Source organism: Mucilaginibacter sp. FW306-07-L (genome assembly GCF_058782065.1).
In genome coordinates, this window is record NZ_JBYSXI010000001.1 from 1,767,032 (window position 1) to 1,783,302 (window position 16,271).

Annotated in this window: 10 protein-coding genes; all 10 read left to right on the forward strand. The window is 43.7% G+C overall.

From position 1 onward, the window contains the following. The first annotated feature begins 6 nt into the window (after nt 1-6). Nucleotides 7-1,638, forward strand: coding sequence for a RagB/SusD family nutrient uptake outer membrane protein (locus AC3WJC_RS07835; protein WP_492398520.1), 1,632 nt, complete (start codon nt 7-9; stop codon nt 1,636-1,638). Between the two features lie 22 nt (nt 1,639-1,660). Beyond that, a complete protein-coding gene (locus AC3WJC_RS07840; RefSeq protein ID WP_492398521.1) occupies nt 1,661-2,779 on the forward strand; it encodes a SusE domain-containing protein in 1,119 nt (372 codons plus the stop codon). A gap of 58 nt (nt 2,780-2,837) precedes the next feature. Further along, nucleotides 2,838-4,064: a glycoside hydrolase family 76 protein gene (locus tag AC3WJC_RS07845; protein ID WP_492398522.1), complete on the forward strand. Its 1,227-nt coding sequence runs from the start codon at nt 2,838-2,840 to the stop codon at nt 4,062-4,064. Between the two features lie 27 nt (nt 4,065-4,091). Further along, nucleotides 4,092-6,464 (forward strand): GH92 family glycosyl hydrolase, encoded by a 2,373-nt coding sequence (locus AC3WJC_RS07850; RefSeq protein ID WP_492398523.1) that lies wholly within the window; start codon nt 4,092-4,094, stop codon nt 6,462-6,464. 22 nt (nt 6,465-6,486) lie between these two features. Then, on the forward strand, nt 6,487-7,689 hold the full coding sequence (locus AC3WJC_RS07855; RefSeq protein ID WP_492398524.1) for a glycoside hydrolase family 76 protein: 1,203 nt from the start codon (nt 6,487-6,489) through the stop codon (nt 7,687-7,689). Between the two features lie 180 nt (nt 7,690-7,869). Beyond that, on the forward strand, nt 7,870-8,469 hold the full coding sequence (locus tag AC3WJC_RS07860) for an RNA polymerase sigma-70 factor (protein ID WP_492398525.1): 600 nt from the start codon (nt 7,870-7,872) through the stop codon (nt 8,467-8,469). A 108-nt stretch (nt 8,470-8,577) separates the two neighbouring features. Next, nucleotides 8,578-9,576, forward strand: coding sequence for a FecR family protein (locus AC3WJC_RS07865; protein ID WP_492398526.1), 999 nt, complete (start codon nt 8,578-8,580; stop codon nt 9,574-9,576). A 285-nt stretch (nt 9,577-9,861) separates the two neighbouring features. Then, nucleotides 9,862-13,242 carry a carboxypeptidase regulatory-like domain-containing protein gene (locus AC3WJC_RS07870; RefSeq protein ID WP_492398527.1) on the forward strand — a complete coding sequence of 1,127 codons (3,381 nt, stop codon included), beginning with the start codon at nt 9,862-9,864 and terminating at the stop codon, nt 13,240-13,242. A 5-nt stretch (nt 13,243-13,247) separates the two neighbouring features. Then, on the forward strand, nt 13,248-15,044 hold the full coding sequence (locus AC3WJC_RS07875; protein ID WP_492398528.1) for a hypothetical protein: 1,797 nt from the start codon (nt 13,248-13,250) through the stop codon (nt 15,042-15,044). A gap of 51 nt (nt 15,045-15,095) precedes the next feature. After that, entirely contained in the window at nt 15,096-16,265 is a 1,170-nt protein-coding gene (locus AC3WJC_RS07880) for a hypothetical protein (RefSeq protein WP_492398529.1), read from the forward strand. Nucleotides 16,266-16,271: the final 6 nt, after the last annotated feature.

The following is a 16,271-nucleotide window of genomic DNA, read 5'->3' on the forward strand; positions in this document are numbered from 1 at the left end:
ACAGCAATGAAATTTTTAAAAAAGCTTTTGATCGTATCTGTTACTGTTGTGGCAGCATCGGGGTGTAAAAAACTCGATATTGCGCCAACAGACCGATTCTCTGACCTTACTTTTTGGCAGGTTGACGCGAACGTTTACAATGCCCTTTACAACAACTACAGCCTGATATATAACAGCGGATTATATTTTGATGCCGAGGCGATATCTGATAATGCTTACTCGCCAACAGGCGATCTGAATCTTATTGCCAGTGGTAATGCCACATCGCAAACAGGCAAATTTGCCGGCGACTGGAATAACTACTACTCGGCCATAAAATCATGCAATATATTTTTAGCGAATATTGATAAGAATACCACACTGCCGGCCGAAACAAAAAACAGGCTGATTGCCGAAACCCGCTTTATACGCGCTTTTGAGCACTTTAACCTGGCTAAATGGTATGGTGATGTGCCTATAGTTGACCATGACGCTACACCTGAAGAAGCACAAACCATAGCCCGTTCGCCTAAAGCCGAGGTCATCAAATTTGTGGTGGATGAATTAGAAGCTGCCGCTAACGGTCTGCCATCTAAAAATGCTATACCCGCTTCAGAAAACGGCCGTATTACTAAAGGTGCCGCCCTGGCATTAGAAGCACGGGTGTTATTATATGAAGGCGACCGCATGGCAGATGTAGTGAGCCTGTGCGAAAAGTTGATGAATGAACAAAGCACTAACGGAACTTATAGTCTTGAGAGCAGTTACAGCGCCTTGTTCAGCGATCCGAATGTGAATAAAAATACCAACGAAAGTATCCTTTCTTTACAGTATGTACCAACGCTGCGCACCTGGCAAAATTTTTGGGATTTTGCCCCCCGCACAGTGGGCGGCCGTGTAAGCAATATGGCACCAACCCAGGAATTGGTTGATGATTACATTATGCTGAACGGAAAAGGCATTAAGGAAAGCGGTTCCGGGTATGTAGAAAACAACCCTTATGTAAACCGCGATCCGCGTTTAACCGCTACCATTGTGTACGATCGTTATACCTGGGTAAATGCAAATAATTCAACCAAAACCATTTATATCAAGCCGGGTACTGATCCTGTTCAGCCGGGTTTGGATGAGTATAACGCCGGTTCGCAGGCTGCATCGGCAACCGCTTATTACTGGCGTAAATATTATGACCCAAGCGCACTGGCCAATTTTGTATCAGGCAATAACCTGTACTTAATAAGATATGCCGAGGTATTGCTTGATTATGCCGAAGCCAAACAAAGCCTGGGGCAAATGGATGCAACCGTATGGGCCAAAACTATTGGCGCGTTACGTGCAAGGGCCGGTTTTACTGAAGCCGGTGCCTTAAACTACCCGGGCTCAGGTGATATGACGAACATCATTCGCCGCGAAAGAAGGGTAGAGTTGGCCATGGAAGGCATTCGTCCTGATGACATCCGCCGGTGGAAAGTTGCTGAAACAGTAATGAACGGCTATATCCACGGTGCAAAATTCTCATCAGATCAAAGTACAGATAATGGTTACATCAGGGTGCAGTTGCGCAAGTTTAACCCTGGCAGAGATTACTTGTGGGCCATACCGGCGCATGATATTGACCTGAATAAAAATCTCAAGCAAAACCCTGGTTATACCAATTAAAACCAATTTAAATTATAACGATATGAAAAAGATAATCAGGCTGGCAGTTGTAATGCTGCTGGCTGTAGTTGCAGTAAGTTCCTGCAAAAAAGATACCCGCTCGATAGATCTCAACTTTAACCCGGTGGGTGCGTTGGCAACGCCTAATGATAATGCCGATGTAAAGCTTGACCCAACCAGTTCAGCAGATGTGCTGTTTAAATGGGATGCCGCATCTACTGATGATGGCGGTGTTATATTGTACGAAGTTGCCTTTGATAAAGAAAACGGTGATTTTAGTAAACCGGTTTATAAAGTAATGTCAAACGGTGCAGGCGTACAAACACAAGTTACACTAACGCATAAGGATCTGAACAAGATCGCCAATGCCGCGGGCATTAGTGCATCAAGCACCGGTAAACTAAAATGGACCGTTATCGCATCAAAAGGTACCAATGCCAAACCGGCATCGGCATCGCGCATGTTACAACTGGAGCGGCCTGCCGGTTTTGCCGAAAACCCTGCCGAATTGTTTATCACCGGTACAGCCACCGAGGGCGGTACCGACCTGAGCAAAGCGGTTAAGTTTAAAAAGAACGAAGAAGGCTTATTTGAAGTGTATACCTCTTTAAAAGCAGGCAATTATATCATCACCGATAAAAATACCGATGGCGGTAAACAATATTACATTGATAACGGCATCATTAAAGAAGGATCTACACCGGTAACTGTAAGCGGTTCAGAAAAAACCTACCGTTTAAATTTTGATTTTACATCGGCTACCTCTAAATCTTTGGAGATCCAGTCGGTAAGTTTATATATGTCCGCTTATGGTAAAGAGATAGGTACGCTGAATTACATTGGTAACGGTGTGTTTGAAGCACCAAAAGTAGCAGTAGAGTTTTACCAGTTTGATTGGGGCCGTGACGAACGTTATAAATTTATTGTGCATACAGCGGCAGGCCTTGAATATATGGGTAGCAGCGCAGTTAATAACGATCAGCCGGCGGGTAAACCGGCATCATATTTCTACCTGTTAACAGTTACTAACGATCAATGGAACAACACCTACAAATTTGATCCGTCGGCCGATAGAAAGAATGTTAAGGTTGATGTTATGTTCCAGCCTAATGCTTATACACATAAAGTAACGGTTTTATAATCGTTGCAAACTAAGCACCCGTGGTATGCTACGGGTGCTGTTTTAAATCATCATCATCATGAAAAAAATATTATTAGGGTTGATGGCCGTTGCTACTATAATGGCGGCATCGTGCAGTAAGAGTAAAGATGTAACACCGGATGATGGGGGAGGTGGTGGCACCAAGCCACCGGTAGTGCCTCCTGTAACTACCGTAAATTATTTACAGTTAGCCAAAGAGACGCGTAATTTTATCAGTAACAACCTGCTTACCTCAAGCTTTAGTTACCGGGCAAATACAACCACAGGCGCAAATGCCTGTTACGAGTGGTATAACGTTAGCCAGATATATGCTGATGCTGCTTTAATAGCCGCGGGTGATGCATCGGCACTGCCTTACATGAATAATACCTTTAAGTTTATGGAAGGCTTTTGGGATAAAGCCGATTTGCGGGGCGGTTACTTCGCATCCGTAAATCTGAATGGTACAGGCGCGGGTGGTGATAAATATGTTGATGATAACGGTTTAACCGGTATGGTTTACCTGGAGGCTTATGAAGTTACCAGCGGTGCGGATAAAGCGGCTTATTTAGCCAAAGCAAAAGCATGTGCGGACTGGCTGATCAACAGCGACCTGTGGGATAATACCTATGGCGGCGGCTTTTGGTGGAACACGGCAAAGCCCGATAAACCAACGCAATCAAACGGTGTGGCTATGCAGCTCTTTGCCAAATTATACACCATCACCGGCGAAACTACTTACCGCGATTGGGCTACAAAAACTAATAATTGGTTACGTAATACCATGTACGATTCGGCCAGCGGCCTGTACATTTGGAAAATTGATGGCTCGGGTGCAGGTACAAAACATTTTGAAAAATTTACTTATGATAACGCTGTAATGTTAGAGGCCGATATTCTATATGGTAAGGCTGTTAATGATGCTAGCTACCTAACCAAGGCACAAGCCATTGGTAATGCCATGAATGCCGTGTTATGGAATTCACAATACAAAGGATATATTTTTAATACCGACCCTACGCAAACACGTGTTAATCCGGCCTGGTGCGGTTGGGGTACGCAGGGTATGATCAGGCTACACCAGGAGGATAAGGATGAAAAGTGGCTTACTTTTGCCCGTAATAACATTGCGGCGTTAAATAAAGCAACTCGTAACGCCGATTCAAAGGCGTACTATTTTTTCGCGAGTTTTGATGGCTCAAACCGTTCGCCCGAAATTGAGGGCGTAGATCAGGCCTGGATGCAGCGTGTGCAGGCAATGATGGCGATGTATGACAAAAAATAGCCGCAGGCTCAAACTACTATTATAAACATGTACACAAAAATCAAGATAAGTTTAGGCGCTGCCTTACTGGCTGTAACCATAGCCGGGTGTAGCGTTAAGCGCGAAAGTGTTTCAAAATTTGTTGACCCCAATATAGGCACAGCGCATAGTCGCTGGTTTTTTTATACGCCTGCCGCGGTACCTTATGGTATGGCTAAACTGGCACCTTCAACAAACGGGCACTATGGTAATCCATCCGGCTGGGAGGCTGTTGGGTATGATACAAGGCAAAACTCAATAGAGGGTTTTGTACACTTTCATGAGTGGCAGGTGGGTGGTGTAAGTTACATGCCAACTACCGGCACTGTAAAAACCAAACCGGGTGACCTGGAAGGGACTAATACCGGCTATCGATCAAAATTTGACCGCAAGAACCAGGTTGCCGAACCGGGATACTATAAAGTATTACTTGATGATTATGGTATTACAGCCGAACTTACCGCGACTAAAAGGGTAGGCTTCCAGCGTTATACCTTCCCAAAGAATGCGCAATCGCACATCGTATTAGATATTGGCAACAAGCAGGGCGAAAGCGATATTGTTACTGATGCCGGTATAAAAATGCTGGACGATACGCACTTTGAAGGTTATGTAATAACCTACCCTAAATATGTTAAGATCTATGATCCGGAGGGTAAAGTAGCCATGTATTTTTACGGCGAGCTTAGTAAAAAGCCGGCAACCGTTACCGCGTTTACAGCAGATAATACAATCGAAAATGAAAACAATGCCTCCGGCAAAGGGGCAGGCCTCGTGCTCAATTACCAAACAACTGATCATGAAACTATCGAGGTAAAAACAGGCCTGTCTTACACATCAAACGCCAACGCCAGGAAAAACTTTGATGCCGAAGCAAACGGCTTATCATTTGAAAAAGCTAAAGCGCAGGCTCAAAAAATATGGGAGGAGCAATTAAGCAAAATAGCGGTTGAGGATACGGATGTGCAGAATAAGACCAAGTTTTATACCGGTTTGTTCCACGCGTTATTAGGCAGGGGCATAGCCAGCGATGTTAATGGCGATTATCCTAAACATGGTGGTCAAACCGGCCGCCTACCTGCACAAACAGACAAAAACATTAAAGCCGAATTTATTAATACCGATGCGATATGGGGCGGGTTTTGGAATATTACCCAACTATGGTCGTTATCGTACCCGGAATGGTATGGCAGCTTTGTTAATACACAATTGCAGTTGTATAAGGACAGGGGCTGGTTTGGCGATGGTATTGCCAACAGTGAATATGTTTCCGGTGTAGGTACCAATTTTGTTGGGCTTACGGTTGCCGCAGCCTATAATGCAGGCATCCGCAATTATGATGTTAACTTGGCTTACGAGGCGGTAAAAGCCAATGAGTTAAGCTACAAAAACCGTTTAATAGGATCAGGCAAGCTGGATACCAAGGCATTTGTCGACCACGGTTATGTGCCGTTTTTTGATCAGACAGGTCGTGATTTTGTAACCGATTCTACTGGTTCAAACTTTGCAGGTTCGCATACGCTTGAATACAGTTACAGTGCATTTGCCGCCGCGCAGATGGCCAAAGCAATGGGTAAGGTTCAGGATTATAATCAGCTCATAAAACTATCAAATGGCTGGCGGCAGATGTTTAATCCGCTAAATAAGCTGATGCAGCCTAAGCGGGCTAACGGCCAATTCATTGAAAAATTTGATCCATATCAGCCATGGAGAGGCTTTCAGGAAGGCAACGCGGTGCAATACACGTTTTATGTGCCCCAAAATCCCGCAGGTTTAATAGAAGCGATAGGTAAGGATAATTTTAACAAGCGGCTGGATAGTATCTTCACCGTATCTGAAAAACTGGGATTTGGCGGTGGCAAAACCATTGATGCATTTGCAGGTATCAACTCTATTTATAATCACGGTAATCAGCCTAACTTGCATATCAGTTGGTTATTCAACTTCTCGGGCAAGCCATGGTTAACCCAAAAATGGACAAGGCTTATCGGCAGAGACTTTTACGGTACCGAGCCTATACACGGTTATGGTTACGGGCAGGATGAAGACCAGGGCCAGTTAGGCTCGTGGTACGTAATTAATGCCCTTGGCTTGTTTGATGTAAAGGGCTTTACTGACCTGCGGCCGATCATTCAACTCGGCAGCCCATTGTTTGATAAAGCCACCATTACTTTGGGTAACGGCAAAACGCTCATCATCCAAACCATAAATAATTCAAAAGATAATCTTTACATTCAATCCGCAGAATTTAATGGAGCACTGCTTGATAACTGCTGGCTGTACCGCGATGAACTGATGAAAGGCGGCAAGCTAACGTTTACAATGGGTAGCCAGCCAAACACCAATTGGGGGGTAAAAACACCACCACCATCAGCACAATAAACGGCTGAAATAAATAACTAAGATGAATTATAGGAATAGCTATTTACGGTTTGGGCTTTTTATCGCGCTTTTTACGGGATTACTACAGCCATGTATCGCGCAGCAAAAAGCTAATGCCACCGTTTACAGGCAACGTGCTGAACAGATGTATGCCAATATATGGAAGCGTTACCGGGTACCGGCACATAAAGGCTTATTCGCCGAAAATTATCCATCCAATAAAAAAGATACGCTCAATTATTTTCAGGGCGATGGTGTTAAAGAGAAAGAGGTGAGCTTTTTATGGCCCTTTTCCGGCGTATTTTCGGCTACTAATGTTTTGATTCGGGTGCCCGGGCCAAAGGCCAAATACAAAACTTATCAGGATACTTTGGTAATTGGCATTGAACAATACAAGGATACGGTGCGCAAACCAGCAGGGTACCAGGCTTACCCGGTAAAGTTTGAAAAGGCCGACCGGTATTATGACGATAATGGTTTGGTAGGTATTGACTATATGGAATCGTACCTGAATACTAAAAACGCGCTTTACCTGCAACGCGCCAAAGCTGTATTTAAATTTATTTTAAGCGGATGGAATGAGGATGTGGGCGGCGGTGTTACCTGGCTTGAAGGGCATAACGATCAAAAACCGGCTTGTACAAACGGTATGGCCACACTAACCGCACTTAAAATTTATCAAGGCAGTGGCGATAAGTACTATTTGCAGCAAGGTATGCGGTTTTACACCTGGATGTATAACGCTTTGCGTGATAGCACCACCGGCATCATCACCAATGATGTGAAGCTGGATGGTAAGCAAAATCGTACATTTTGGACCTATAATACCGGGTCGTTGTTAGAGGCGGCCGTTATGCTTTACCAGTTTACCGGCAATAAACAATACCTGCAACAGGCGCAGCAGTTAGCGGCAGATAGTTATAAGTATTACACTACGGTTTCGCACGATAAAAATTTAGTATTGCATATTGATTTGCCATGGTTTGTAACTGTGCTGTTTAGGGGTTACGAGGCTTTGTATAAAATTGACGGCAATTACAAATACATTGCCGCCATAGAACATGACCTTAACTATGCCTGGAAAAACTCTCGTGATAAATACGGCTTAACAACGCATAGCTGGCTACCTAAGGCTGATGAACTGAGTAAACCTAAATGGCTTTTAGATGAAGCCTGTATAGCAGAGCTCTACGCCCGTCTTAGCATATTGCAGAGAGGAAAATAATTGATGATATTTTGGTTATTCTGATAAACGTTTCAATTATTAAACTATGTAATTCTTGTTATTAAAATGCTAATTAGCATTAGTGTTGCTCAGCTTAATGTGTGTTTATAATTGCTTAATATTAGCCTAATGTAAAGGTATCATAGGCTGTATACTTTTATAGCGCATAAAGCAACAGCAATGGCGCATACAGATCTCCCGGATCATATTCTTATTGAAAAATTTCGTGATAACGATACAAAAGCTTATGATGCGCTTTTCTTTCGCTATTTCCGTAAAATTTACGCCTTTGCTAAATCCTCTGTGCATGATAGTGATGTTGCTAAGGAGCTTGCCATGGATGTTATGATCCGGCTTTGGCAAAACAGGGGCAGGGTTGAGGTAACCGGTGATCTTTCGCCGTACCTGTATCAATCCATCAGAAACGCTTTATACAACCATTGGAAACGCAAACAGATTGTTACCGGATCAATTGATGATATAGCAGATGCTTCAGAGCCATCCGCCCTGTCAACCGATAGTGAGATCGCTTATAAGGAGCTTCAGCAGCTATATCAGTATAAACTTAATAAACTAAGCCCGCAGCGTAAACAGGTATTCCGCATGAGCAGGGAGCAGGATATGTCATACGCTGAAATTGCCGACCGTTTAAATCTCTCTGTCAACACGGTCAGGAACCATATCAGCGCGTCTATACAATATTTTCGTGAGCATTTGAATGAATTAACTATCTTATTGCTTCCGCTTCTTTCTTTTTTAACTGCCTTAAAGCACTGGTAGGCGGATCAAGCTTACTCATCCCCCTTTATTTTACTGAATTGAAATTTTTTTTGATTTGCATTAGTACTGCTGCCTGTAATAGTTGTTTACCTGAATAAGAGGCAAGCTATGCAACAAACTATAATCAAAACATTAATCATTAAATTTTTAGCCGATAAATGTACCGAGGCTGAAAAGCAACTGGTTATAGCGGCTTTAAATACGGATCAGGGTAAGCGCCTCTTTGATGAAGTGTTACAGGAACAGTGGAACGCTACCACAGGCGAAAATGAGTTAACTGAAATACAACTGGCTCAATTTAATACGGAGCTTTACCAACGAATTGATAAAACGGGCAGAAATAGGGTGATTAACCTTTTCCGGTCAAACTTGTTTCGGTATGCCGGTATATCCATAGCGGTTGTTGCCGGGCTGGCGATTTTTTTAACACAGAAAAAACAAATTAATACACACCAAGCCATAGCGATGCGTGAGATAATTAATCCGCATGGAAAAAGGTCAATTATTACTTTGCCCGATAGTTCTGTTGTTTATTTGGGTGCAGGCAGTAAGATCAGTTTTCCGGAAAATTTTGCAGATAACAAAAGGGATATTACCCTTGAAGGTGAGGCTTTTTTTGATGTTAAGCATAATCCGCGCCAGGCATTTATAGTGCATACCGGGAACCTGCAAACACGGGACATTGGTACCTCATTTAAGATCACCGCTTTTAAAAACCGCAGCGTAACCGTTGCCCTGGCAACCGGCGAAGTAAGCATTGAACATCCGGAAGGTAAAAAGATGCGTGTGTTAGCCCGTTTACTGCCCGGCCAGCAATCTGAATGGAAGAACGATAAACTGGTGACAAGTACTGTACCGGTTAATGATATTTCAGGTTGGAAAGATGGCCGCCTGGTATTTGACGGCGTTGCCCTGAGCGAATTAACAGCGGTTTTAGAACGATGGTATAACGTAAAGATCAACATTAACGGCAATGCAAAAAAGCGTTTAAAAGTAACTACCCGGCTTAACGCGGCCACTACATCTATTACCTCAATACTGCAGGCTTTAAGTACTATGGAGCATTTTGCTTATACAATTGAGGGCCGGCAAATCACTATTAAATAAAAAAACGAAAGGGAATTTATGTAAAAGATACTTACAAAAAAACCGCCCTGCTATTAACAGGACGGCAATTCTTTAATTAAAGCCTTTGGATTGGAACCCCTGTTTGGCTTATTCACGAATTAATCCCTAAGTGAAAACTTATGGAAGTAACAGCCTATGTCCAAAATGAAAATAGACCATAACCGATGTAAAATTATCAAAAAAGGATCACAACCTGCTAAATGTATCCTGTTTTTTATGAAATGTTCGCTAATTGTATTTGTTGTTCAACTTACTTTTTTGAGTATGCTTTATGCTGCTACAGCCAAAAGTCAAACCCTTGATCAAAAAATCAATCTTCACTTAGAAAACGTTAGCGTAAAGGAAAGCCTGAAAAAGATACAGCAATTGAGCGACATCAATTTTTTATTTGATGACGGCCTTTTAAAATCGGTGGATAAAAAAATATCAATCAACAGCAATAACGTCACTATTAAGGACGCGCTTGAATCCATCTTGAAAAATACTGTTTTACGGTACCGGATAGTTAATGGCTTTGTAACTATTGACCGGAAACCCATCCCCCCGCCGCCCGGCGTTATAGAAGGCTCCGTCTATGATGCCAAAACTAAGGAAACCCTTATAGGAGCGATTGTAATTGTTGCCGGCCGCTCATACCCAACAGATGCTAACGGCCATTACAAAATAAGCATTGAGCCGGGTACTTACATTGTTGAAACGAGGTATATCGGCTATGATCCTAAAACCATAAATGGTGTAGTTGTAAAATCAGCCACGGTAACCACTTTAAATGTATCGTTACAGGCATCATCAACAGCACTTGGCGAAGTTAAAATTGAAGCCAGGCGCAGGGCCGGTAATGAAGTTGTTTTATTGAATGACCGTAAAAATTCAGCCTCGGTAACAGATGGTATATCAGCACAAAACATTGAAAAAACGGCAAGTATAACCACCACACAGGCTTTGCAGCGTGTAACCGGTGTTACCATTACTGATGATAAATATGTGGCCATCAGAGGCCTGGGTGATCGTAGTGTTATTGCGCAATTAAACGGTGCGAGGCTATCATCAGCCAACCCCGAGCGGAGTACCGTGCCGCTTGACCTTGTGCCTGCCGCACTGCTGGATAATATTAATATCTATAAAACCGCCAGTCCGGACAGGCCCGCAGATGCTTCTGCCGGTTTAATAGAGTTAAAAACAAAATCAGTGCCCGAGCATCTGGTGTTTGATATTACCGCGCAAACCGGTTTCAACTCAAACGTTGGCTTAGGCGGGCGGTACAACAGTTTTTACAACGGCGATCCGGGATTTTTTGGTGAAAACGTTAACAAACATAACCTAAGTAAAGATTTTCTCAACCTAAGCAAGCAGTATCCCGGTGGTTTAGTACAAATTCAGGATTTGTTTATTCAAAGCCGTAACAGCCCGGCCTTAATGGCAGAGGCGTTGCGGGTAAGCAAGGTAATGCAAAGCCTTGACCCTGTACTTACTACCGGATACCGTACAGCATTGCCAAACCAGGTTTATACGGTATCATTCGGTAACTCGTACAAGGTGCTTGGTGGCCATACGCTGGGCGTAATTGTTAACGCCAACTACTACCAGCGCACAACTGATATTTATAACGGTGAACGCAATCAGTACAGCCTGTACCAGGGCGTAGTTACCGGTTCGCCGTTAATTTATAACTCGTTGCGTATACCGGGTACCATCAGCCCTAATTATCCGCGGTTAGGTAAATACATTACTTATAATGAAAATACTGGCAACAAAACACTGAGCTATGGCGGGTTGATCGGGCTAACCTATCAGTTTAACAAACGTAACGAAATACAATTCCAATACATTGGCAGTAGGGGTGCTGAAGCCGAAGGGAGTACCCTGACTGGAGCCTGGCAAAATACAGGGTTGAACTACCCGGTTTACAATACTGTAAACCAATTGCGTAATACTTACCGCACGTTCAATACCTTTAATTTGCAGGGTGAACATAAATTGGTTGATGAGGCATGGTCGCCAAAGATCAACTACAATTTCAGCAGTTCAAACAGCTCTCAAAACGATCCGGATTTTCGCTCAACCAACGTAGCCAATCTGCGTACCATACAATACCAGGACCCGAACGGAGTGGGTATAGGTACCAACACCTATTCGTTTGTAAGTGGCTTGGTACATGGCGCCGGGGCCGATGTAAACAATGTTATTGTTGCCGACCCCAATGGCCGCCAGTACCGTAAACTTGATGAAACCAACTACAATTTAAAAGTTGATGTAACCCAGCCATTTAAACTGGGCAAACTGCAGCAGGCTTTTAAAGCGGGCGTAAATTATTTAAAACGCGACAGGGATTTTACCCAGAATATTTTAGGATTACCGGGCTCAACACTTACCGGCGGCAACGCGCAGTTGCTTAATAATGTAAAAGGCGATATTAACCAGTTAGTATCTCCGGCTAACATCGGGCTATTGCCACCGTCGCAGTATGATAACGAAGGCCAGCCGCTTGTAGGTGGGTTTTTATACCAGATCAGAAAAGCGCCCAACAATTATACAGGCTCGTATGAAACACGTGCTTTTTACGGAATGTATGATGGTGAGGTAATTAAAGCGCTACGTATAGCTGGTGGCGTTCGTTTCGAGTCTACCGACATCAGGGCGCAGGTTGATACGGCCAATGTATTTGTGCCACTTAACCTGAATACCATTACCGGGCTTCCGACAGAAAAGGTAGGTTATAATACTACGATGCCTAATACCCGTTATTCCCAAAATTACCGGCCTTATTATTCGGTAAATATTACCTACTCAAAAATAAAGAACATGAATTTCAGGCTGGCTTACAGTACGTCGCTGGCTAGGCCGGAGTTGCGTGAGCTAACCAATATCTTTGAGTTTGATCCGTTTCAGTTCGCGGTTATAGGTGGTAATCCAAACCTGATCAACCAGTTAACCAGAAGTGCTGATCTAAGGTGGGAGTGGTTTGATGCTCCTGGAGAGATACTTTCGGCCTCGTTTTTTAATAAGATAATTGAGAACCCGCTGCAAAGGGTATTCAGGTACGCTTCACAGGGTAACCTGTCAACCGCGCCGGAGTTTCCGTTGATTATTTATGAAAATGACCCGAATAACGGTAAGGTGTACGGTGTTGAGTTAGAAGCCAGGCGCGATCTCGGTAAAATATACGAGCCGCTTAAATACCTTTTCTTTGGAACCAACCTGTTATTTAATGTAAGCAGTATCCAAAAAAACCCTGAACGTTTGGATGCCGCCCGCATTATCGACCGCCGTTCGCCCGAAAACAGCCCTGTGTTTGAGCAGGCTCCATACGCCATTAACACCTATCTTGATTATGCCAATACACGCAGCGGTACCAATATTACAGCGAGTTTCAATGTAGTAGGGCCAAGGCTTATCCAGGTTCAGTTGGATGGCACACCCGATCTGTATGACCGGCCTGCACCGACCATGGACCTGGTTTTTAGTCAAAAGGTTGGTGTTAAATGGATCATTAAAGGTTTTGCCAAAAATCTTTTTGACCCGGCATATAAACAGGTATACACCAGCCCCGGCCAAAACGGAAAATATTATGGCAGCGAATACATATACCGCAGCTATCATAGAGGGGCGGAGTTTTCACTGGGGCTTACTTATAAATTATTCTGATCGTTATGAAACAAAACTTCTCAACAAAATATACCAGGCTCTTTTTTACGCTGCTGGGTGCTATGGCATGCCTTGTTGCCTGTAAAAAGGATAAGCTGGATGGCAAGCCTCTTCAAACCGAGGTGAGTAATGCGTCCGCATCATCCATACGCCTGTTTAACCTGTATAGCTCAACTGATGTAACGGTTAACAATATTCCGTTAACGAGCCGGCAAACCAATAGTCAAAACCAGGTTAATACTGATATTGGCCTGGCCATATTTCCATCGGGCAAATGGTTAGCCGGTGAAGACGGCAGCCCTTTTACCTTACCCAACAGCTTGCTTGATAAAAACGGTAAAGCCCATTTTATAATCGGTTCATTGGATACTACAATTGTTAATGATGTAGAACACCCTAAAGATTATTACCGTTTAGCCAATGGCCATCTGCGTGTGGTTGAACGTAACAACATTCAGCCGGCTACCCCGCAAAACTTTAAGATACGTATTCTAAACCTGGGCAGCATTGCACAAGGTAACCTTTTGGATCTGCAGGGGCCTGTGACGCTAACGTATGCCGATGGCAGCATAGTAGATCAGCGTTTAAGCAACATCGCGCCAGGCGGATCGTCTGATTATATTGAGATCCCTTATGGCACTTACCAGTTTAAGATGTTTATTGGCAATGGTGCCGGTATAGACGTTGCCAGGCAACTTGCAGATGTGCCTACCACAGCTTATTATGACCCCTGTAACCCTTCTTTTCATCCGCAGCAAGGTATAAATACTCGGGTACGAACCTTTAAACCGGGCGGAGTATATACGCTGTTGGTTTCTGAAAATCTGCACAGTTTGTTTAAAGATTGTGACAGGGTATTGCCTTCGGGTATCTATGCGAATTCGTACCGTGTAATTACTGAACTGAACCCCGGCGTTAACAGCACCTTTGCCCGTATGCAAGCCATAAACGCTGTTCCGGGTAAAACCATATCGGTTAATGTTGACGGGCAGGCACTTGGGGGCACACATCCTTACATTGGAAAAAATACAGGTACTACAGCATATCAGGCCGCTTACCAGATCTACGTACAGGGAAAACACCATGTTGTGGCTAAGGATGAAAACGGCAGCGTGCTTGCCGAGGCTGATCTTACGCTATATCCGTATGATAACTATACCATTTGGTTATATAATAACAAGGGTAAATACCAACTGGCGTTTCAACCTAATGATATGTCGGGCACGTTGTACTCCAGCACCTATCACCCTAACGGCCCCTTTATCCCTGATGATGGTACAAATGGTCCGGCACGGCTTATAAAGTTTCCTTACGCGCTGCAATCACGGTTTATAAACCTGTGTGCTGATCTGCCATACGCAACCTTTACTAATGACCATCAGTTGCTTTTACCGGCATTCGGGCCTAACCTTCAGGATTCGATCAGGTATTTCAGCGCTTATGTAAACTTATCGCCGGGTAGTATGCCGTTAAGAAATGCATCTGTTATTTATTCGCTGCCAAATTATTCACCGGCAAGTACAGTTGTTGCGTTTGGCAATACCGAGAAACAATTTCTGCCAGACTTATTGCGGGTTTACAGCTCTAAACCCACGCCGGCGGCCGAAGTGCCCGGCAGCCTTGAAACCCGGGTAGTGCCTATCCGGGTAAATGATGCATTCATCGCTAACAAGGCGCTATATATATTTCCGCAATTTATAAGCGCCGAAACAGGTGTATACACGGTAGCGCTTGTTGGTGCGCTAACCGGCTCGGCAAATGAAAACAGGGCAAAACTGATCGTAATAAAACATAATAAGTAAAAAACGATGAAATTATACAGATTGTTTTTTTTACTGCCTCTCCTGTTAAACATGTTAGTTTCGGGATGCAAAAAATATGAGCTTAAACCGCTTGTTCAGGATGCGGCCTATATCAGGGTATTTAATAATCTCACCTTCTCGGTAGATTTTTTAAATAACAAGCAAAAACCACCTTTTCTTACCTTTTTAATGGACCCGCAGGTTGATGGTAATGGGGTACCCAATAACGCGGCCATAATTGGTGATTATTTAGGCACGAGGCAGCTATACAGTATTTCATACCCTATTAACGCCGGTAACAGCTCGGTTGGTAACGGTACAGGTAACCAGACTGGCGGCCAGACTGGTCAGCCGCTGGGATATCCGGTAAATTATGAATATCCGGGCAACGCGCATGTGCTAACGGCACCGGTCATTAATGGGTTCGATCTTTCGTCATGGGCGCAAATACCCTCGGGTAAGCACCGGTTTGTTTTTGTGGTAAGGCCGCAAAGCAATACCGCGTTTAAGGATCTGGGTGAGGTACAGCGCGGCAGTATATTGTTGGATACCACTATCAACCTTGAAAAAGGAGAGGTGTACACACTCCAGGTAGTATCGCGTGACCTGGATAATGATAAGTACGGGCTATATATTCGCCAGGAAGAATTTATACACCAGGCTTATGATGAAAATAAGATCTATGCAGGCTTTGTAAATTTATCGGGTAAAAAGCCGGAGCAAAGCAAATACGGCACAGGTTACTACTTCCCTGAAAAGGTGCGGATCAACTGTACGTATAATATCCATAATGACCCGGCATCAAATGCCGGCAATACATACTATTTCCCGCTTGATGGCTACAATAATACTTATTATACCACGCTCGATTCAAAGTTTGATCAGTCGGTATCTTATTTACCCTTGCCGATGTTGCCGCAAAGCGAGTTTTTTTATCAGGGAGCATTACGCACCTACTCCAAACCGGATAATGGAGGAGGTACGATGCCTTATTTTTCTTTTAGCCTGTTAGATGCGGAACTGCCGCTTACTACGCCAAGTTACACAGTGCGCTGCTTTGGCGATCCGGTTGATGTTAATAATACACCCAATTTAAACCTGGCCATAAACAGCGGCAACCAATTCAAGGTATACAGCACACTCAACATTTTTGAAATGGTTTACAACCGAGTTTACCTGATGCAGATTAAACGCGGTATCGACCAGGTACCTCAAAATTAATTAATC